We start from the raw sequence: 21,833 nt of genomic DNA on the forward strand, positions 1-21,833 counted from the left end.
TCGATCATGAGCTCAATAATGAAGCATCATTTATTCTGGCCGCTGTGCGTTCTGGCTGCGCTGCTGCTGTTCAACCTGTGTTATTCGCCGGATTTCTTCTCCATCACTGTCCATGACGGGCATTTATACGGCAGCTTGATCGACATACTGAACTTCGGTGCCCCGCTGATCCTCGTAGCTATCGGAATGACGCTGGTAGTGGCTACCAAGGGGATCGACCTGTCAGTCGGTTCCATAGTAGCCATCTCGGGCGCTATCGCCTGCCTGAGTATCAGCAGAGGAGCGGATCAGAACAGTATGGGGCTGATCCTGACCTCGGTGCTGCTGGCCGCAGGCTTGTCCCTGATGCTGGGGGCCTGGAACGGACTGCTGGTCTCCGGGGCCGGGATTCAGCCGATTATTGCCACGCTGATTCTAATGGTTGCGGGAAGGGGGATCGCCCAGCTCATTACCGGCGGACAGATTATTACGGTAACCAGCACTAAGTATGCGTATATCGGGTCCGGTTCACTGGCTGCGCTGCCCTTTTCTATTTTTGTCGTAGCGCTGGTTCTGGTGATCGCTCTGCTGCTTACCCGGCGGACGGCCCTCGGCCTGTTCATCGAATCGGTGGGCTGCAATCCGGCCGCCAGTAAGATGTCCGGCATCCGTGCCCACTTAGTCATCTTGTCTGTCTATGTGTTCTGCGGCCTTTGCGCCGGCATCGCAGGCCTGCTGCTCAGCTCGAATGTCTCCAGTGCTGACGGCAACAATGCCGGTCTCTGGTATGAGCTGGACGCTATTCTGGCCGTGGTCATCGGCGGGACGTCGCTGAACGGCGGCCGCTTCTATCTGACCGGCACCGTGATCGGAGCGCTGATTATCCAGACGCTGACCACCACCATCTATATGATTGGCGTGCCGCCGGAGATTACGCTGGTTGTTAAGGCCTGTGTCGTCCTGGCCGTCTGCCTGATCCAGTCGGACACCTTCCGCGCCGCGATTGCCGTCCGCTGGAAGTCGCGGCATTACCCCGCTGAGAAGGAGATGAGCCGTCATGCCTCTTAACCGCAAGTATATTCCGATAGTAGTCACCATCCTGCTGTTCATCGTCATGTTTACCGCCGGTTCCTTCCGGTACACCGGCTTCTTCTCCCTACAGGTGCTGATGAATCTGCTGGTGGACAATGCCTTTCTGCTAATCACGGCAGTGGGCATGTCCTTTGTTATTCTGTCCGGCGGCATCGATCTGTCGGTCGGCTCGGTGATTGCGTTATCCACAATGGTCTCGGCGAGCCTTGTACAGCAGCAGGGCTGGCCGCCCGCCGTGGTCATCCCGCTGGTACTCCTGATGGGCGCCGTATTTGGCACGGCTATGGGAGCGATTATTCATTATTTCTCCATCCAGCCGTTCATCGTCACACTGGCAGGAATGTTCCTGGCCCGGGGCTTATGCTATGTCATCAGCATTGATACCATTACCATCGATAACACCTTCTACACCGCCATGGCCCAGACGCGAATTCCGCTGCCGGGCGGCAGCTTCCTCTCCATCAGCGCGGTTATCGCCATACTTGTCGTAGCAGCCGCTATCTTCACGGCCCACTATACCCGGTTCGGGCGCAATGTGTATGCACTTGGGGGCAACGAGCAATCGGCGCTGCTGATGGGGCTGCCCGTAGCGAGAACCAAGGTGCTGGTCTATACGCTTAGCGGACTATGCTCGGCGCTGGCAGGTGTGGTGTTCACCTTTTACATGCTGTCGGGGTACGGGCTGCATGCCGTCGGCTTCGAGCTGGACACGATTGCGGCTGTCGTTATTGGCGGCACGCTGCTGACCGGAGGGGTCGGATATGTGCTGGGCACCTTCTTCGGTGTGCTGATCCAGGGCGTGATTCAGACGATTATCAGCTTCGAGGGTACACTCAGCTCCTGGTGGACGAAGATCGTCATCGGCCTGCTGCTGTTCATCTTCATCCTGCTGCAGCGGGTGCTAAGCTCCAGGCGGCTGACCTTAAAAGAATAAGCACGGCGCATGGAGAGACAAATTACACTTGTCTCTCCATTTTTTTGAAATGTATATGTTTCACGCTATAAATTATCTTTCTATTTCTCGCCGAAACGAATGCCGTCCTTTAAAAGGATGGCAAAGCCGTTTCCACTTGCTATATAATTGTAATCGCTATCATACGGAAGGGGGGATCTGCTTGCGAACGGTAAAAGAGTGCCTGGTGCTGCTGTTCTTCGTCCTAACACTGTTGTTGCTGGGAGGCTGCACAGGTGGCGGGAATAACAGCGGGCCACAAGCGCTGCCTATGCAGGGGCCTTCTCCTGCGGCCCTTACAGGCTTGCTGCAACCCGCAGCAGAGATTACCGCAGACAAGCCGGCCCGGCTGGGCTTCTCCCAGCTCGGGTCGGAGAGCACCTGGCGGGAAGCGAACACCGCATCGATCCGCGAAGCCGCCGGGGAGGCGGGGATTACGCTGCTGCTGAAGAACGCTGAGCAGGATCAGCAGAAGCAGTTCGAGGCCATCCGTTCTTTTATCCGCAGCGGGGTCGATGTGATTGCCATTGCGCCTGTGGTGCAGACCGGCTGGGAGCCGATTCTGCTGGAGATTAAGCAGGCCGGAATTCCGGTGATTATCCTGGACCGTTCAGTGAATGTACCGGACAGCTCGCTCTATGTCACGTTCATTGGCTCTGACTTCTACGAAGAAGGGGTAAAGGCGGCCAAGTATGTGAGGGACAAGATGCGCCATCATAGCGAAGAGATCCGCATTGCAGAATTGCAGGGAACTGTAGGCTCAACGCCGTCCATCGACCGCGGGCGCGGGTTCCGCAAGATGCTTGCCGATCAGCCGAACCTGCGGATTACCCTGAGCGCCCCGGCGGATTTCACGCGCAGCGGCGGTCATGAGGTGATGAAGACCTTCATGCAGCAGCCGAAGGAGCAGTGGCCTCAGGTGCTCTATTCTCATAATGACGATATGGCAATCGGCGCAGTGGAGGCTATTAAGGAGGCCGGACTTGTGCCGGGAGAGGATATTATTATTGTGTCGGTGGACGGCACGCGGCGGGCATTTGAGCAGATGGTGGCGGGCAGCATCAACGCTGTGGTCGAATGTAATCCGCTGCTCGGACCGCTGCTGATGCAGGCCGTGAAGGAAATTATGGCTGGCCGGACTCTGCCGAAGCGAATGGTGACCCCGGAGGATATATACACCCAGGAGCTGGCCGCTATGGAGATCAACAACCGCAAATATTAAGACAAAAAAACCAAAAAATTTCAACTTTTCAAACAAAAATCTACATTGTTCATTGGGCAGAAGTATATTAAGATGAACTCGAATAACAAATATTAGTAGATTCATTCAAGTAATTCAATAGGAGGGGAGGATTGTGAGCTTCCGGCATAAGTAACGCATCCAATTGAAAGGGTTTACAAAAAAATGTAATGGAGGAGAATGCCGATGTTCAAAAAGCTCTCGGTGCTTGCGATCACCTTTGTTCTGCTGCTGGGCTGTCTGCCTATGCTGTCTGCTCAGGCGGCAGGGAATGCCACAGCCAAACAGCCGGGAAATTCCAATCCGCTGATGGATCACAAGCTGGGTGCCGATCCCTTCGCATTGACGTATAACGGAAGAGTCTATATCTATATGTCGAGTGACGCTTATGTCTATAACAGCAACGGAACCGTGAAGGACAATGATTTCAGTGCACTGAACAAAATCAATGTCATCTCTTCGGCAGATATGGTGAACTGGACGGACCATGGCGCCATTCCGGTAGCCGGAGCCAATAATGTCAACGGTTCTGCGGGCATTGCCAAGTGGGCCTCGCTCTCCTGGGCACCTTCAGCAGCCGTCAAAAAAATCAACGGCCAGGATAAATTCTTCCTGTACTTCGCCAACGGCGCATCAGGCATCGGGGTACTGACAGCCAACTCTCCGATTGGTCCATGGTCCGATCCGCTGGGCAAAGCGCTGGTGACAGGCAATACACCGGGAATGTCCGGGGTGACCTGGTTGTTTGACCCGGCGGTGCTGGTCGATGATGACGGCAGCGGCTATCTGTATGCGGGCGGGGGCATCCCCAACACTTCGAACCCGGCATCTATTGCCAATCCCAAGACAGCCCGCGTGCTGAGACTCGGTGCGGATATGACCAGCATTGTTGGAAGCGCCTCCACTATTGATGCTCCCTATATGTTTGAGGATTCGGGCATCCACAAGTACGGCGGCAAATATTATTACTCGTATTGCTTCAACTTCTCCGGCACGCACCCGGCTGCCTATCCGGCAGGCGAAATCGGGTATATGGTCAGCAACAGTCCAATGGGGCCGTTTACGTACACCGGACATTTCCTGAAGAATCCTTACACGTTCTTCGGAGTTGGCGGCAACAACCACCATGCGGTATTTAATTTCAATAACCAATGGTACGTTGTCTATCATGCCCAGACTGTGGCGAAGGCTGTCCTCGGTGACGGCAAAGGCTACCGTTCTCCGCATATCAACAAGCTGGTCCATAATGCGAACGGAACCATCCAGGAGGTTCAGGGAGATATGGCGGGCATCGCCCAGATTGCCAATCTCAATCCGTACACCCGGGTGGAGGCCGAGACGATCGGCTGGAATGCAGGCATTACAACGGAACGTACGCAGGCAGCGGGCGGTCCGGTTGGCAATATGAATGTGACCAATATTAACAATGGAGACTGGGTTGCCGTGGGCAATGCCGATTTCGGCTCCGGCGCTTCCAGCTTCAAGGCGAATGTGGCATCAGCCACAGGCGGCGGCCGGATCGAAATCCGGCTCGACAGCGCAACCGGCCCGCTGGTCGGCACGCTGAATGTTCCTAATACAGGAGGAGCGCAGTCCTGGCAGGAGGTACAGACTACGGTCAGCAATGCGGCAGGGGTGCACAGACTCTATCTGGTCTTCACCGGATCAGGCTCCGGCAATCTGTTCAACTTCGATTACTGGCAGTTCTCGACGGGCGGCGATGGCGGCACGACACCTCCTCCAGTGAGCAAGGTGGAAGCGGAGGACATGACGCTCAGCGGGACCTATGCGGGCAAGATCACTTCACCTTTTAACGGAGTGGTGCTTTACGGAAATGATGACGCTGCTGCGTTCAATCAGTATTATGCCTACGGCACGCATAACTTCTCCGTCCGGGGGGCTTCTAACAATTCCTCTACGGCGCGGGTGGATCTGTTAATCGGCGGTGTGAACGTTGGCTCCTTCAATTTCAGCGGCACAACGCCCTCGGTACAGACGTTGACCAATGTGGCCCACGCCACCGGCAATCAGGAGGTCAAGCTGGTGGTTACCACGGATAATGGAAGCTGGGATGCCTATGTGGATTATATTGAATGGAGCCAGTGACGAAGCAATGGGGCGGGAGGAATGGGATTATGGCTAAAAAGGCAGGGTTGTACCTGCTGGCAATATCGCTCATGCTCGGTATCCTGTTCAATCCTTCTACGGTTGCTGCTGCGACCTTTACCAATCCGTTTATTTATGCCGATGCCCCGGACAATGATGTCATCAGGGTAGGCAATGTGTATTACATGACCAGCACCACCATGCATATGACCCCCGGAGTCCCTATCATGAAGTCCTATGATCTGGTGAACTGGGAAATCGTGAATTATGTCTACGATACGTATGCGAACGGGAATGCCCAGAACCTGAACAACGGACAGAATGAGTATGGCAAGGGCTCCTGGGCAAGCAGCCTCCGGTACAATAACGGGATCTACTATGTGTCCTTCGGGTCCAACTCAACCGGCCGGACTTATATCTATCAGACGACGAATATTGAAAATGGCCCCTGGACCTCATCGGTCCTGGGCAGCTACTATCACGATGCTTCACTGCTGTTCGACAATGGCCGGGTCTTCCTGGTGTACGGAGTTGATAATATCAGCCTGATTGAGCTGACGGCATATGCCAAGGCTATCAAGTCTGGCGGAATCAGTCAGGTCATCATCCCGAATTCCAGCAATATTGCCGGTTCGAACTTCATCGTGAAGGCCGAAGGCGCGCATATCCAGAAGATCAACGGCTACTATTATGTGTTCCTGATCTGCTGGCCTTCGGGAAGCGGACGCACCCAATTGACCTACCGCTCCACCAGTTTAACCGGAGGTTATACGGGGCAGGTGTCGCTTAACGACTCGGGCATTGCCCAGGGCGGCATCGTGGACACGCCATCCGGCTCCTGGTATGCGATGCTATTCAGGGACAGCGGGGCGGTTGGCCGGATGCCGTATCTGGTGCCGGTAACCTGGTCCGGCAACTGGCCGGTCTTTGGAAGCGGGGGCAAAGCGCCGCGGACCCTGAACCTGCCTGCTGAAGGGTATCCGGTGAAGAAGGTGTATGCGTCAGACGAGTTCACGGCGCCTTCGAGTGGAAACGGATTAGCCAAAGTCTGGCAGTGGAACCACAACCCCGATAACTCGAAGTGGTCCCTGACCCAGCGCCAAGGCTTCATGCGGCTGACCACCGGCAAGGTAAGCACAAGCCTGCTGGATGCCCGGAACACGCTGACCCAGCGGACGTTCGGACCGAAGAGCACAGGCGTCACAGCCCTGGAGACAGGCGGGATGAAGGACGGGGATGTTGCCGGGCTGGCTGCTTTTCAGGCTAAATACGGCTTCGTCGGCGTGAAAATGTCCGGCAATTCCAAGTCCATTGTGATGGTCAATGCCAGCTCCGGGTCCATGACTCAAGTGGCCAATGTGCCGCTCAGCCAGAACAGAGTCTATCTGAAGGTGCTCTGCGATTTCACTAATCAGACAGATAAGGCGTACTTCTCCTATAGTCTGGACGGCAACAACTGGACATCCATAGGGAATACGCTGCAGATGTCTTATACGCTGCCTCACTTTATGGGCTACCGGTTTGCGTTGTTCAATTATGCGACGAAGTCAGCGGGCGGCTATGCTGATTTTGATTATCTGCGTTTGGAATAGTTGTCTGAATTTCAACCCAATTAGAAGAAGGAGATGTATTCACTTGAAAAACAGAATTAAGAAGGTCGTGGGCGGGCTCGCCTTAGCGAGTGTCCTGCTCACCTCTGTGATGGCAGGCAATGCCAGCGCAGCAATTACCAATGGATCGAAGTTTCTGGGGAATATCATTGCAGGCAGTGCTTCGGGTAACTTCACTACCTACTGGAATCAGGTAACGCCTGAGAATGGCACCAAATGGGGCTCCATCGAAGGCAACCGCAACCAGATGAACTGGGGCAATGCGGACATGATCTATAACTATGCTTCCAGTAGGAACATCCCGTTCAAGTTCCATACCCTCGTCTGGGGAAGCCAGGAACCGAACTGGGTGGCCGGCTTACCGGCATCGGAGCAGAAAGCGGAGATCAGCTCATTCATTGCTCAGGCAGGCCAGCGTTATTCGGCGAAGACTGCTTTCGTGGATGTCGTCAATGAACCGCTTCATGCCAAGCCGTCCTACCGCAATGCCATCGGCGGCGACGGAAGCACCGGCTGGGATTGGGTCATCTGGTCCTTTCAGCAGGCCAGATCCGCCTTCCCTAACGCCAAGCTGCACATTAATGAATATGGCATTATCGGTGACCCCAGTGCGGCCGACAAGTACGTGAACATTATCAATATCCTGAAATCCAGAGGACTGATCGACGGCATCGGCATTCAGTGCCATCACTTCAATATGGATAACGTCAGCGTCTCTACTATGAATACCGTGCTGAATAAGCTTGCTGCTACAGGCCTGCCTATCTATGTCTCCGAGCTGGATATTACCGGTGATGACAACACCCAGCTTGCCAGATACCAAACGAAATTCCCTGTGCTCTGGAACCATCCTTCCGTTAAGGGCGTAACCCTCTGGGGCTACATCCAGAATCAGACCTGGGCAGCCAACACCCATCTGGTGAATTCTAACGGCACAGAGCGCCCTGCCCTGAAGTGGCTGAAACAATACCTGGGCGGTTCATCAGCCCTGATGGAAACCACCGACGCCCAGGACATCACCGACAGTGTGATCCAGCCGGACAGTGTGGTTGAGCCAGACCTTCAACTGGATCTCCAGCCGGTGCTGGAAACCGTTCCAGCTGAGTAAGCTGAGGCAGGCACGAGGTATGTATTAACACATATTACTTAAGGGCTGTTCCCGCTGCGCACTACGCGCCGGGAGCAGCCCTTTTTGTTGGGATGGGCAGTGCGGTCGCGTGGGCTGAATGTAAGCGAAAAACCGAACACATTTGGCCGGCGAGCGGAAATGAGGGGCATTAATGCCCTTGAATCGGCCGAAATTGAGCGGTAGGCAGAAATGAAGAGCATTAGTGCACCTGAATCTGGCGAAAGTCGGCTGTGAGCAGTAATGAGGTGTACAAGTGCACCTGAATCTGGCGAAAGTTGGCTGTGAGCGGAAATGAGGAGCATTAGTGCACCTGAATCTGGCGAAAGTCGGCTGTGAGCGGAAATGAGGTGCATTAGTGCACCTGAATCTGGCGAAAGTCGGTCATCAGACCAAATGAAGAGCACTAATGCTCCAGATAGCCGGATACAGCTCAAATGTGTTGGTGCAGAGGTGCGTTATGCTAATCGTATGCAAAACACCAACCACCAACCACCAGTAACAGCATCGTTCACCCGCACAAGTAAATTATCCCCGCGCCTGCCAAGGCACCCGCCAATCTCACCCCTCACCCGCCGAAGGAAGAGACAGCGTCCCCTCCCTATACACCTTCCTGTACTGTGACGGCGTGTAAGAAGTAACCTTCTTGAAAATCTTCGAGAAGTACAGCGGGTCATGATAACCCACCGAGTAGGATAAGGACTTGATGGATAAGCGGGATTCCACCAGCAGCTCACAGGCCCGCCGGATGCGCACGGTGGTCAGGTAGCCGGAGATGGAGGTGCCTGTCTCTTTTTTGAACAGCCGGAACAGGTAACTGCGCTCAATAGTCACATATTCCACCACATCCAGCACCGACAAGGAAGACTTCCAATAGTTACTCTCGATATAGGCCTTCGCTGACCCTACATAGTCCTTCTTGAGACTGGCCTGCTCGCTCGGATAATACTCCATATAGTAGGACAGCAGCAGATGAAGCACCGCATCCGACCGCTCCCGTGCATACGGCTCCAGCTGATTACTCTTGACCTGATCGAACATAGCCCTGAAATTCTGCGGGGCGGCCGTTACAACGGGCTGGTCCGGTGAGATATGAATCATGGCAAGTAAGCGCAAGGCCTCCGCCCCGCTGAACTCAATCCAGCAATACGCCCACGGGTCCTGCGGATCAGGATAGTAATACACCTCCGTCTGCGGAAAAATCATAAAGCTCTCGCCCGTATCCACAGGGTGCACCGTCTGGCCGGTCTTCAAGTAACCTCTGCCGCTTACGATATAATGCAGCGCATATACATCCCGGACGCCGGGTCCCCATCTATGCAGATTGGGGGGCTTATATCCGTTCCCTTTTACCATTGGACCCTCGTTGAGTCCGTATTCCCTAGAATTCATAATCAGCACCTGTATCCTTCAGCATAGTACTTCTACTATATGACGAATACAACAAATAAACAAAGAAAGCGTATTCAAAAATGACAACGCTTTCTTAAGAATGTTGGCTTACGCCGTCCCCGGGCTTGCAGGTAAACTAAAGGTACGAGGGAGGAGCGCATATGGAATTGGAAACACAGCCAAAAAGTCCCGGAACCGGCAGCGGCCGGCGGTCGTTTTTATGGAAGCGGTTTAAAAAACAGAAAGTACTGCATTTGTTCGTCGGGCTAGGCATGATCTATCTGCTGATCTTCGCGTATACTCCGATGTTCGGCATACTGATGGCATTCAAGGATTACAGCATCTCCGGCGGCATCAAAGGAATCTTCACCAGCGATTGGGTCGGGCTAAGGTATTTCGATGAATTCGTTCATGACTATCAATTCGGCAAGCTGGTCCGCAACACGCTGGTCCTTAGTCTGCTGAAGGTTATCTTCGCCTTCCCGGCGCCGATTCTGCTGGCGATCATGCTGAACGAAGTGAAGCATATGGCCTTCAAGCGGTTTGTGCAGACGATCAGCTATCTGCCGCATTTTATCTCCTGGGTGGTCGTGGTTGGCGTATCCTATGCCTTCCTGTCCGCCGATGTCGGTGTGGTCAATAAGGCGCTGATGGCGATGGGCTTCACGGATGAGCCGCTGGCCTTCCTGACCAGTCCGAATTACTTTTGGGGGCTGGCGGTAGGGAGTGCGGTGTGGAAGGAAATGGGCTGGTGGACGATTATTTTTCTGGCGGCGATCTCGGGAATCAGTCCTTCCCTCTATGAGGCTGCTGAGATTGACGGTGCCGGAAGGCTGGCGCGTATCCGTTATATCACCCTGCCGGGGATGAAGGGAACCATCGTTGTTGTACTGGTGCTGACCATCGGAAGTATTCTCGGCGGCGGACTGGTGGGCTCCAACTTCGAGCAGGCCTACCTGCTCGGCAACAGTATCAATAATCCAACCTCTGAGATTGTCCAGACCTACGCATTCAGGGTGGGGTTAAGCGACGGGCGGTTCTCCTATGCAGCGGCAATAGATTTAATTCAATCGGTGATTTCGGTAGCGCTGATATTCTCCAGTAACTATATTGCCAAACGGGTGTCAGGCTCGAGTCTATTTTAGAGAGAGGAGGAAAGGCTGTGCTGAAGAGTCAGCGGCAGAAGGATTTTGTTTTTGACAGCGTGATCTATGTGGTATTGTTCATTATTATGCTCACGATGCTGTATCCGTTCTATTATGTGTTAATTGCTTCCTTCAATAAAGGCTCGGACTCGCTGCTGGGCGGTGTGTATCTGTGGCCCCGGAACTTTACCCTGGAGAATTACCGGGTGTTCATGGATGATCCCAAGTGGGTGAAGGCGTTCCTGATCTCCGTACTGCGGACGGTTTCCGGCACCCTACTTGGACTGCTGCTCACCAGCATCGTCGCTTACGGCCTGTCCCATCGTGATCTGTTATTCAGCAAGGTCTATTTCACAGTGATCGTATTCGCTATGTACTTCTCCGGCGGACTGATCCCTTATTATGTAGTCCTGCGTTCACTGGGCTTGTTAAATTCCTTTGCGGTGTACATCATCCCGTCCATGCTCAGTACGTTCTTCCTGCTCATTGCGATCTCATTCTTCCGTGAAATTCCCGCTGAGCTAAAAGAATCTGCGCATATAGACGGGGCCGGTGAGCTTACGATATTCTTCCGCATCATCCTGCCGGTCTCAACGCCGGTGCTGGCAACTATGGCCTTGTTCATGGGGGTCGGGCAATGGAATTCCTGGCTGGATTCGGCTTATTTCGTCCAGTCCGAGGAACTGCGTACGCTGGCCTTCCGCATGATGGAGGTCATCAACAAGAGCAACTCTCCAATGGATTCGCTGGCGGTAGCCAACAGTGCCTCGGCGGGTGTGACCAGCTTCTCCTTACAGGTCACTTCGATGGTCGTTTCTATTGTTCCCATTATCTGTGTGTACCCGTTCCTGCAGAAGTATTTCGTACATGGCATCATGCTGGGTTCGGTAAAAGGCTAGGCCAGTGCTTCAGTGTTCAAATGTTCCATTGCTCATACAGCTCATTAATTCAATCATGGAGGGATTAGCTTGAACAAAAGCAGAAGCTTCAAAATGGTTGCAGCCGCACTCTCAATGGCCGTAGTGTTATCCGCCTGCGGCAGCGGAGGAAATTCCGCCCAGGTCACTCCGTCCGCCAGTCCGGACGCCGCAGCAGGCGGGAATTCTCCGGCCAAACCTGCGGAAGTGAAGGAGTTAAGCCTCTTCATTGATGCGTCGTGGTACCCGGTTACGGAATGGAAGGGCCCGGTCGCCGACATGATTACCGAGAAGACAGGGGTGAAGCTGAAGGTTACGGTCGCTACCGATGATAAGCAGCTTCCGCTGATGATTGCCTCCGGTGACCTGCCGGACCTGGTATTCACCTCTTCCAACATAGACCGGTTATCCGACTCGAAGCTGTCCTATTCCTGGAATGAGCTGATTGAGAAATATGCGCCGGATTTCAAGATTGACAAGACCCGGATTGCCATCCATACCATGGATGACGGCAAGTTCTATACCGTGCGGAATTCCTTTGCGACCCAGGAGGAGATGAAGAATAGTAAATATTCGTTAGGCAGCGACGGCAACCCGGGCATCGCGGTACGGGAGGATATTCTGAAGGAGCTGGGGAATCCGCCGATCAAGACCCTGGATGATTTCGTCAAGGTGCTGGGCATGGTCAAGGAGAAATATCCCGAGATGGTCCCGCTGATCATGGACAAGGACTGGATCGAACAGTATTTCCTGGCCCAGTTCGGTACCGAGACTCTGCTCGACGGCTGGTATGAACAGGACGGCAAGGTGGAATATGCGATCAGGCAGCCCAAGATGCTGGACTTCTTCAAGTTCATGAATAGCCTGTACCGTAACGGCTATATCCTGGCTGAGAATTTCGCACTGGCCAATGACCAGATTGATGATCAATATGCTACAGGCGGCAAAGCCTTCGCCCATAGCCACACCGTATCTACCGCAGATACCGATAACATCAAGATCAAGAGCAATCAGGGGAACTTCTCCTTCAAGATGCTGCCAAGCGTATTGTCGAAGGATGCCAAGGTAGTCAGCTCAGGACTCGGCTTCTCCGGAACCTTCATCACCAAGAAGAATAAGGACCCGGAGGCCTCCATCAAATTCATGCAGTATCTGGCCAGCGACGAGGGCAAGAAGCTGACGATGTTCGGGGTAGAGGGCGTGCACTGGACCTGGAATGAAGAAGGCCACCCCGATTTCAAATACAATCCGTCCGATGCCGATTTCGTGAACAGCAACGGGATTAAGTGGTGGTATCTCTATAACGATGGAGTTACGGAAGGCATGCTGTCCTATGTTCCTGAGCTGCAGAAAACTCAGGCGCTGATGGATCTGAAGTCGATCCGTATCTACAAGCCGGAGATCGGCCTGATCCAGACCCAGCCGGATTCACAGGAGAAGACCATTAAGACCAAGATCGATGAGATGGTCAAGAATGAGAAGGTCAAAATCTATCTGGCTGAATCGGAGGAAGCCGCAGTAGCAGCCTATGAGAATATGCTGAAGAACGCAGAGAACATCGGCCTGCAGAAGCTGACCGACTGGGCGAATATGACCTATCAGAAGAAAAAGGATTTATTTAAGTAAGCGGCTTCCTCCCGGTAGAGACCTGTCTCTACCGGGTTTTACACATTCATGGTAGGATAAGAAAAAAAGAAATCGGGCACCGGGGGGACAGGCTGCCGTGAGCATTGTACGCAAAATGATATTAGGATATATCCTGCTGATTTTTATACCGGTCGTTACCTTCGGCTATTATTATTACAGTAAGCTCTATGACAGTGTAAGCAGACAGTTTGTGGAGAGCCGTCAGAAGATACTGGAGCAGGCCTATTCCAATATGAAGGCGGATCTGGCCCGGATCGATTCCACCCAGCGGATGCTCCAGTACAACCCGTATGTCACTGACTATCTGGACGGCAGCTATGAGACGGACTCAGAGAGCATATATGCCTATAACCGTTATATCAATCCGGTGATTCTGCAATCGCTTAATATCAGTCCGGAGATCGACACGTTCAGAATCTATATCACCAAGCAGGGCGTGCTGCCCATTACTGACCGGCTGCTCGAACTATCGGCGCTGGATGAACAGGGTGCCGAGGCTACCCGTATACTGCGGCCGGGACAGGGCAAGTGGATCATTCCCGATCCTGAGGTGGAAGCGCCCCCGCTGGTATTCTACCAGAAAATATATAACAATGACTTTACCGAGATTGTGGGACTGCTGGAGCTGCGGGTCGGCAGTGAGCTGATCCGCAAGTTCTACCGGGCGACAGGCGGAGGGGATTGGGCTGCGCTGCTTCTGCCGGCGGAGGGCAAGCCGCTGAAGCGGGAAGGCATTCCCGCAGCGGTGGACGATGCCACCTGGAGCAGACTGGCTTCAGGAGAAGCACAGACCTATTTTATCAACCGTGAGGTCATTGTTAATCAGCTATATATGAAGGAACTGGGTGTACGTGTCGCCGTGATCGGCAAGGTATCTGAGGTGTTCCGTTCGATCCGAAGCCAGGAGATCGTGATGATTACCACCTTCGCCGTTCTGCTGGCGTTACTGTCGTTTGCGTATTACACCCTGGCTTCGACGATTACCAAGCGCGTCCTCCGGCTGGCCCGGCATATGCGTAACTTGAATGATGATAACCTGAAGCAGTCCATCAGTAAGGAAGATAAGCCGGGCCGCAGGGATGAGATCAGCTTTCTGACCGAGACCTATAATTCGATGCTCCTGCGCATGGATGAGCTGATCAACAATGTCCACCGGGCCGAGCTGCGCAATAAGGAAGCTGCTTACAAAGTGCTCCAGGCCCAGATCAAGCCGCATTTTCTCTATAATACGCTGGAGACCATCCGGATGCTGGCGGAATCCAACAATGACAAGGAAGTGGCTGAAATCTCGTACTGGTTCGGCAAGCTGATGCGCTACAGCCTGTCCGCCCAGGACGATCATACCGTTCTCTCCCAAGAGCTTGAGACCGTGGTTTTCTATCTCAATATTCACAAAATGCGGCTGCAAAAACGACTTACCTATGAGGTCGATATCGCTGTGGCTGCCGAGTCCCTGATCTGTCCAAGATTCATCCTCCAGCCACTGGTCGAAAATAGTATTATTCACGGAGCTGCCGTGACGCTGCGGCCGGTCCATATTCTGATTCAGGCGAAGAAGACGGCGGACGAGATCCGAATCAGCGTGTCGGACAGCGGCCTTGGCATTCCTGAAGAACAGGTGCAGCAGCTTCGTGCCCGGTTATCCCGCGGGGAAGAGGTGAGAACTCAGGAAGAGGCGGAGGGAGGCGTGGGGCTGTATAATGTCAGCGAGCGGATTAAATCATTCTATGGCGGGACTTCACGGCTGGAGCTTGAGAGTGAAGAGGGCAAGGGGACCTGCCTGACCATCATCCTATCGAAAGGGGCGGCAGAGCAAGCATGAGAATTCTGATCGTAGACGATGAGCCGATTATCCTTGGAGGGCTGGTGAAGGTGATTGGCGGAGCCGCGCCTGTCGGAGCTGAGATCCGCGAGGCCGGCGACGCCTTCGAGGCGCTTCAGATTATGAAGGAATATATGCCGGATGTGACAGTAACCGATCTGCATATGCCGGAGAAGAACGGGTTCGAGATGATGGAGGAGGCGAAGGAGAACGGTTTATGTGAGCGCTTCATTATTCTTACCGGACATGATGACTTCGAATATGCCCGCCGGGCACTCCGCTACGGGGTAGTGGACTACCTGCTGAAGCCGGTGGATAAGGAGGAGGTAGCCCGGCTGCTGAGTCAGGTGAACCGGAATCTTCCCTCCCTGGACAGCACGGACTGTCCGCCTCATGCCAAGCGGATTCTTGCCTATACCCGGCTGAATTATATGAATGACCTGTCCCTGGATCATCTGGCCGAGCTGATGCATCTTCATCCGAATTACATCAGCAGCCTGTTCAAGAAGGTCACCGGCGATACGTTCGTCAATTACCTGAATACCACCCGGATCAAGGAGGCGCAGAAGCTGCTGAGCCTCCACCGGGATCTGCCGGTAGGTGAGATCGGACGCCGGGTCGGGTATGAGAACAAGCATTACTTCAACAAGGTGTTCAAAAAATATACCGGCAGCACCCCGGGGGCTTACCGTGACAATCACTAATTTATCCCCCGTTTGGCCTTCATGCACTTGAGCTTGTAGGTACGCCCGTAGGCTTTGCCGTATCTTACGATCCGGTCCAGCATCCGGGCATCCTTTAGCTTGGTGAACGGGCAAGGATCGGGGGCGGTGTTCACTTCCAGAATCCAGGGAGTCAGCCGCCGGTCCAAGGCCAAATCCAGGCCGATTTCCTTAAGTCCGGGATAGGCAGAGCTTAACTGGATGGCGCACTTCACACCAAGTCTGTACATTTGGGCAAGCAGAGGCTTGCGTTTCCCGGAACGGGTGTAAGCCTTCAGCAGTGTCTCCACCGGATAGATGGTTCCGCCCTGGCTGCCATTCGTAACCACCTTCTGCGGATGCGCCACGCGTCCCGCCGCTCCTGTAGCCTCCCACTCCCCCTGAGGATTGCGCTGCACCATCACGCGGATATCAAAAGGCCGTCCCCCGTAAGTCAGCAGCCGGATGCCCTTTTGCACCAGATAGGATCGGCCCCGGGTCTCCGCGAGGAGGGCCTGATAGGCCTCGTTATAATTACCGAATGTGTTTATCCTTGTCCCTGCCTGATAGCGGTAGGACCGCCTGGTCCCCGAATCAGTCTCACTTCCGCCAGCGCCGCTACTGCTCCGCAGTATCTGCTGTTCAACTCTTATGACCCCTTCGCCTAACGAACCGCAGCAGGGCTTAATGTAGACCATCTGATGATTTTGCAGCATCGCCTGGAGTACTTTCCAGCTTAATTTTCGGGTCTCCGGTATATGTCTCTTTAATTCAATCTTCTTCGCCAGTACCCTTGTCTTCGTTAATTTATTGGATATTCTGCTGATTTGCTCCTTCATGCTACTCCCCCGTTCATAGACTCTAATAGGCTATAGTACGGTACAGAGCCGGATTTGGCTTGGGCGCATGCCCCGGGACTGAACACACAGGCAGATGATTACATAGATTATTGAAGGTATTCATCCGGGGGCTGCGTTCAGGCAACCGGAGCGGGAGGCGTCGAAGGGAATGGCGGAGCAGTGGCGGGATAAAGTAAACGAAGTAGTCAGGTACTTCCCCTGGTACAAGGATCTTATTGGCAATGAGCACATGAATTACAGTCTGGAGCATCTTCCCCTGATGACTTCGGATCTGCTGGATACTCATTATTATAACAACGAACCCGATGCTTCTCTTGCCGTCTACCGGACCTCGGGCACCAGCACAGGACGGCGTAAATCAATCGTCTATTCGGAAGAGGATGAACAGCATTATATCGATATCAAAACCAGGCTGTTCGGGGAAGTGCTACAGGGAAGCGGATGTGCCAGGGCGCTGGCGGATATGGGAACCGGACATGCTGCGAATACGGCGCTGGCTATTTTTGCACGGCTGGGACTGGTTAACAGCTCCATTCCCTTCGAGTTGCCGGTAGAACAGCATATTGAGCGTATTCAGGCATTCAAGCCCGACCTGCTATACACAATGCCCTCTATCTTGGATCATATCGTATATGCTGCAGACGACCCCCGGGCGCTTGGAATCCGCAAAATCATTCTGGTCGGCGAGATCGCTACACAGGAGTGGCAGCAGAATATGGCCCGCCTGTTCGGCCTGAAGCCGCAGGATATTACCGATACGTACGGGTCGATTGAAATCGGCACGATTGCTTATTATTCGCATGAGCTGGGCCGGTATCTGCTGGCTGAAGGCATCGTTGCCGAAGCCGTGGGGACGGAGATCGTAGGGGAAGGACTCGACCCGCTCGGCAGCGGCGAAGGCATTCTCGTGCTTACCTCAACCGTGCGTAAGCTGCTGCCAGCCCTCCGGTTTGTCACCTATGATGTGGTGAGGGATTTCAGGACCGTGCAGGTAGACGGCTTGGAGCGGCAGAGCTTCCAGTCCATTGTCAAAAGGGTGGGCCGTGAACTGAAGCATGGGGAGAAAATCAGCATCTACGATATTGAACAGGTGGTCTACCGTCATCTTCAGCAGGCTAGGGTCCGGGTTCATGTCAGCCATAATGCATTATCCGTGTATATCCAGAGCAGGTCAGCAGATCCCTCCTGCATTCCGGTCATCAGGGAAGAGATCAGGGCATGCATCCCGGAGATTGGTCTGATGATCGCAAATCACCTGCTTGACGATATTGAGGTCATTCTGACGGAAGAGGACGAGGAGCTTATCGGCGGGCAGGTGAAGAACAAAAAACTGTATTACCGGAAAGATCAAACGGAGCAGCGGGTAGTGAAGCAGCAGGCAGTGGAACAGACGGCGGAGCCGCAGCTTACCAGGGGTATATTATCGGCTATCGGACATACACCACTCCTGAAGCTGGATAATCTGTTTCCTGCCAGCGGGTTCAGCGTTTACGCCAAGCTGGAGCTGATGAACCCGGGAGGAAGCGCAAAGGACCGCCCAGCCTTGCGGATGATCCGGGAAGCGTGGAAGGAAGGTCTTATCGGGCCGGGGACCGTTGTTGTTGAATCCAGCTCCGGGAATATGGCCATCAGCCTGGCCATGATATGCAGGCAGCTCGGGATGACCTTCATCAGTGTGGTGGATGCCAGAACCACCGGGATGAATCTTCAGCTGCTGAAGGCCCTGGGTGCGGCCATTGATTTCATTGACCGCCCTGATCCCGAAACCGGGGAATTCCTGCCGGCCCGGCTGAAGCGTGTGCAGCAGCTGCTCGCGGAGATACCGGGCAGCTATTGGCCGAATCAGTATGCCAATCCCAATAACTATCTATCCCATTATGATACGACCATGCCTGAGATCGTGACGGAGCTGGGGCAGGTCGATTATCTGTTCTGTAGCGTCAGTACCTGCGGAACGATAAACGGGCTGGCAGAATACGTGAAGGACAAGGGATTGCGAACAAGGATTGTGGCGGTGGATGCAGAGGGCAGCGTTATTTTTGGCGGCCATCCGAAGAAGAGGCGCTTCCCTGGACTGGGCGCAGGTATCGTGCCCCCGCTGCGCAGACCGGATCTGATCGACCGGATTGTGCATGTGACCGACGCTGATATGGTGAAGGGCTGCCGGGCGCTGGCCCGCAGGGAATCCATTCTGGCCGGAGCCTCCTCCGGGGCAGTGCTTGCTGCGATACAGCAACTGAAGCAGGAAATTCCTCCCGGCGCGGTCTGCGCCGCCATCCTGCATGATAAAGGAGAACGGTATCTCGATACGGTGTACTCGGACACCTGGGTGCAGAGCCAATTCGGAGCGGAGCTGCTGTCAGCTGCGGAGGAGTTCCTGGTGTGACCACCTTACCTGAGCTTGGCTTGATCGGCTAGGAGCCGTCGGGTTCAAGCTCATAGTCGGATGGGGCGGCATTCTTTGGCGGCCTGTACGAGCGGATTCAGATATAGTCATCACCTGGGAAGAAGGCCTATGGTATGATGGACATAATCGTAATAGCAGATCCGCCCGTGATTTTACACCCCATTAACATCCTTCATATGTTGGCGTGATATAACTGAAACAATCGGTTATAAGAGGAGAAGATGAGATGAAGCTAAGCAAAGAGGAGAGATCGTGGATTCTGTACGACTGCGGAAATTCCGCTTATTCGATGGCCGTGACTACGGCGCTGCTGCCGATTATCTTCGGGATGTTCGATAATGTGGGCAGCAGCATGGACCTGGGGTACTTCAACTCCATCGCCAGTATTCTGGTCGCGGTCCTCAGCCCGATTCTGGGTACGATTGCCGATTATAAGGACCGGAAGAAGCGGTTTTTTATTTTTTTCGCTGCGCTCGGTATCCTTGCCACCGCCTCCCTGGCCTTCGTGTCCCCGGACAGCGGGCAATGGCAGCTACTCATCGCCTTTTACATTCTGTCAGCGGTCGGCTTCGCCGGGTCCAACATCTTCTATGATTCCTTCCTGGTGGATATTACGGAGGATGAACGGATGGACAAGGTGTCTACCCGAGGGTTCGCCTACGGCTACATCTTCAGTTGTATTCCGTTCGGCATCAGTCTGCTGCTGATCTTCCTGCTGGGGATGGACAAGGCCATCGGCTACCAGATCGGATTCATCATTACGGCGCTCTGGTGGGGACTGCTGACGGTGCCGATGATCCGGGATGTGAAGCAGAGATATTATATCGAGCCTGAACCGAAGCCTGTGGCCCGGAGCTTCCAGCGTATCGCTGCCACCTTCAGAAATATCCGCCAGCACCGCATCGTCTTTGTGTTCCTGCTCGCGTATTTCTTCTATATTGACGGAGTAGATACGATTATCAAAATGGTTGTGCCCTACGCCACCTCCGTCCTGGGCACAGATGCCCTGGATACCTTCACGCTGCTGGGAATTCTGCTCATCATCCAGATTATTGCCTTTCCCTGCGCGATTCTCTATGGCAATCTGGCCAAAACCTACTCCGCCCGGAATCTGATTATTGCGGGGATTTTCACCTACGTTATTTCTTGTATCGCAGCGTTCTTCATTACTTCGGTGTGGCATATCTTCCTGCTGGGTGCGCTGATCGGCTCGGCACAGGGCGGCATTCAAGCGCTTAGCCGGTCCTATTTCGCCAAAATCATCCCGAAGGAGAATTCCAACGAATTCTTCGGGTTCTATAATATTTTCGGCAAGTTCGCGGCGATTCTCGGCCCTGCATTAATGTCTCTAACCACCACATTGGTGGGGGATGCCCGCTATAGTATTTTGTCGATTATTCCGCTCTTTTTGATCGGCTTCTTTATCTTCATCACATTGCCAAAGGGGGCATAGTATGGAATCTACTGGACTGCAACCGCAACCACCCTCTGCAGCCAAGCATCTGATCGTCATCTCCTATGATGCCTTCTCTGAAGATCACTGGGAGATGGCCAGCCGCTTGCCCAATCTGTCTAAGCTGATTACCAGCGGTGCCTACAGCAACCGTCTCAGAAGTGTCTATCCCACGCTCACTTATGTGGTACATACGACCATCGCTACCGGCGTCTACCCGGATAAACACGGCGTCTATCACAACAATCCGCTGCAGCCGTTCGTGCCGGAGGAGGAACAGCGCTGGTTCTGGTTCCGGGAGGCGGTCCAGGTGCCAACGATCTATGATGCCGCGCGTAAGGCGGGGCTGAGTACGGCGGGACTGCTCTGGCCGGTAAGCGGTAAGTCCTCGATTCAGTATAATATTCCAGAGATCCGGGCGCTAAAAGGGGAGAATCAGGCGCTCAAGGTACTGCGAAGCGGCAGTCCCCTGTACTGCGCCCGGCTGGAGCTGAAATACGGACGGATCAGGCAGGGCATCGCCCAGCCGCAGCTCGATAACTTCACCACGAAATGTGCTACCGATACGATTAAGCGGCATAAGCCGAACCTGCTGCTGATGCATCTGATCGACCTGGATGACACCAAGCATCTGTGCGGTACGGACAGCGAGGAAGTAGATGATGTCATCCTGCGGATGGACAACCGGCTGGGGGAGATCATGCAAGCGGTAGAGGATGCCGGAATCCGGGAGGAGACGGTGATTATGGTACTTGGCGACCATGGTCAGTTCAACGTGCGCTACAAGGTGCATTTGAACAATCTTTTGCAGACTAAGGGGCTGATCTATGAGAAGGACGGCGTGATGCAGTGGCGGGCTTACTTCCAGAGCGGCGGCGGTTCAGCTTATCTGCATGTGCAGCCCGGAGATGAGGAAGCGCAGCGGCTGGCCTTGGCGGCTGTGGATGAATATAGGCGTGGCGGAGCACCAGGAATTGAGAGTGTATATACGGAAGAGACGCTGAAGCAGCTCCACGCCAGCCCGGTGGCAAAAGTCATGCTTGAAGCCCAGCGGGGCTACAGCTTCGATGAAGCGCTGGCGGACACGCTGATCACCGATCTGCAGGCGGAAGGCATACGCTATGCTACGCATGGCTACTCCCCGGATGCAAGCGGGTACCGCTGCAATCTCGTCATCACAGGCGCGGGGATCAAGCAAGGCTATCCCATCGGTGACCTGGAGATGGTCGACATCGCCCCGACGATGGGACGGATTCTGGGAATGGAGTTCGGGCCGGGGGACGGGCGGGTGCTGGAGGAGATTTTTGAGGAGTAGTGGTTCGGTCTGATCAGGATGTCCGCGCAAGCGGTCGCCGGGTTAGGCTTTTTTATTGTTTATTGCAGA

16 protein-coding genes are annotated in these 21,833 nt (G+C 54.1%); 14 read left to right on the plus strand and 2 right to left on the minus strand.

What is annotated here, in order from left to right:
- Positions 1-6: 6 nt before the first annotated feature.
- The 6 genes from ACFSX3_RS12490 (at position 7) to ACFSX3_RS12515 (ending at position 8,087) form a co-directional block, all read left to right on the plus strand.
- Positions 7-1,047, plus strand: coding sequence for an ABC transporter permease (locus ACFSX3_RS12490; protein WP_379256746.1), 1,041 nt, complete (start codon positions 7-9; stop codon positions 1,045-1,047).
- A complete protein-coding gene (gene yjfF / locus ACFSX3_RS12495) occupies positions 1,037-2,005 on the plus strand; it encodes a galactofuranose ABC transporter, permease protein YjfF (RefSeq protein ID WP_209992359.1) in 969 nt (322 codons plus the stop codon). The genes ACFSX3_RS12490 and yjfF overlap by 11 nt, the downstream gene beginning before the upstream one ends.
- Before the next feature lie 181 nt (positions 2,006-2,186).
- A complete protein-coding gene (locus ACFSX3_RS12500) occupies positions 2,187-3,245 on the plus strand; it encodes an ABC transporter substrate-binding protein (RefSeq protein ID WP_379256745.1) in 1,059 nt (352 codons plus the stop codon).
- Between the two features lie 204 nt (positions 3,246-3,449).
- Entirely contained in the window at positions 3,450-5,369 is a 1,920-nt protein-coding gene (locus ACFSX3_RS12505; RefSeq protein ID WP_209992358.1) for a carbohydrate-binding protein, read from the plus strand.
- Positions 5,370-5,398: 29 nt separating this feature from the next.
- Positions 5,399-6,961 (plus strand): glycoside hydrolase family 43 protein, encoded by a 1,563-nt coding sequence (locus tag ACFSX3_RS12510; RefSeq protein WP_209992357.1) that lies wholly within the window; start codon positions 5,399-5,401, stop codon positions 6,959-6,961.
- A 43-nt stretch (positions 6,962-7,004) separates the two neighbouring features.
- On the plus strand, positions 7,005-8,087 hold the full coding sequence (locus ACFSX3_RS12515) for an endo-1,4-beta-xylanase (protein ID WP_379256744.1): 1,083 nt from the start codon (positions 7,005-7,007) through the stop codon (positions 8,085-8,087).
- A gap of 579 nt (positions 8,088-8,666) precedes the next feature.
- On the opposite strand, the gene ACFSX3_RS12520 is transcribed toward ACFSX3_RS12515, so the two are convergent.
- Positions 8,667-9,497: a helix-turn-helix domain-containing protein gene (locus ACFSX3_RS12520; protein ID WP_209992355.1), complete on the minus strand. Its 831-nt coding sequence runs from the start codon at positions 9,495-9,497 to the stop codon at positions 8,667-8,669.
- A 161-nt stretch (positions 9,498-9,658) separates the two neighbouring features.
- Here ACFSX3_RS12520 and ACFSX3_RS12525 point away from each other — a divergent pair, with 161 nt between their 5' ends.
- The 5 genes from ACFSX3_RS12525 (at position 9,659) to ACFSX3_RS12545 (ending at position 15,732) form a co-directional block, all read left to right on the plus strand.
- Positions 9,659-10,642, plus strand: a complete 984-nt coding sequence (locus tag ACFSX3_RS12525; protein ID WP_209992354.1) for an ABC transporter permease — start codon at positions 9,659-9,661, stop codon at positions 10,640-10,642.
- A 17-nt stretch (positions 10,643-10,659) separates the two neighbouring features.
- Positions 10,660-11,541 carry a carbohydrate ABC transporter permease gene (locus ACFSX3_RS12530; protein WP_209992353.1) on the plus strand — a complete coding sequence of 294 codons (882 nt, stop codon included), beginning with the start codon at positions 10,660-10,662 and terminating at the stop codon, positions 11,539-11,541.
- A gap of 69 nt (positions 11,542-11,610) precedes the next feature.
- Positions 11,611-13,185, plus strand: a complete 1,575-nt coding sequence (locus tag ACFSX3_RS12535; RefSeq protein ID WP_339224293.1) for an extracellular solute-binding protein — start codon at positions 11,611-11,613, stop codon at positions 13,183-13,185.
- A gap of 97 nt (positions 13,186-13,282) precedes the next feature.
- Complete coding sequence (locus ACFSX3_RS12540; RefSeq protein ID WP_209992352.1) at positions 13,283-15,028, plus strand: sensor histidine kinase; 1,746 nt, start codon at positions 13,283-13,285, stop codon at positions 15,026-15,028.
- Positions 15,025-15,732, plus strand: a complete 708-nt coding sequence (locus ACFSX3_RS12545; RefSeq protein WP_209992351.1) for a response regulator transcription factor — start codon at positions 15,025-15,027, stop codon at positions 15,730-15,732. The genes ACFSX3_RS12540 and ACFSX3_RS12545 overlap by 4 nt, the downstream gene beginning before the upstream one ends.
- Here ACFSX3_RS12545 and ACFSX3_RS12550 read toward each other — a convergent pair.
- Positions 15,729-16,568, minus strand: coding sequence for a YheC/YheD family protein (locus tag ACFSX3_RS12550; protein WP_209992350.1), 840 nt, complete (start codon positions 16,566-16,568; stop codon positions 15,729-15,731). The genes ACFSX3_RS12545 and ACFSX3_RS12550 overlap by 4 nt on opposite strands.
- A 169-nt stretch (positions 16,569-16,737) precedes the next feature.
- Between ACFSX3_RS12550 and sbnA the strand changes: the two genes are divergently transcribed.
- The 3 genes from sbnA to ACFSX3_RS12565 all read left to right on the plus strand — a co-directional run bounded on the left by sbnA (position 16,738) and on the right by ACFSX3_RS12565 (position 21,764).
- A complete protein-coding gene (gene sbnA, locus ACFSX3_RS12555; RefSeq protein WP_379312906.1) occupies positions 16,738-18,975 on the plus strand; it encodes a 2,3-diaminopropionate biosynthesis protein SbnA in 2,238 nt (745 codons plus the stop codon).
- A gap of 247 nt (positions 18,976-19,222) precedes the next feature.
- Complete coding sequence (locus ACFSX3_RS12560; RefSeq protein WP_209992349.1) at positions 19,223-20,449, plus strand: MFS transporter; 1,227 nt, start codon at positions 19,223-19,225, stop codon at positions 20,447-20,449.
- A 1-nt stretch (position 20,450) separates the two neighbouring features.
- Complete coding sequence (locus ACFSX3_RS12565) at positions 20,451-21,764, plus strand: alkaline phosphatase family protein (protein WP_209992348.1); 1,314 nt, start codon at positions 20,451-20,453, stop codon at positions 21,762-21,764.
- Positions 21,765-21,833 lie beyond the last annotated feature (69 nt).

Source organism: Paenibacillus rhizoplanae (assembly GCF_042684125.1).
GTDB lineage: Bacteria > Bacillota > Bacilli > Paenibacillales > Paenibacillaceae > Paenibacillus_AQ > Paenibacillus_AQ rhizoplanae.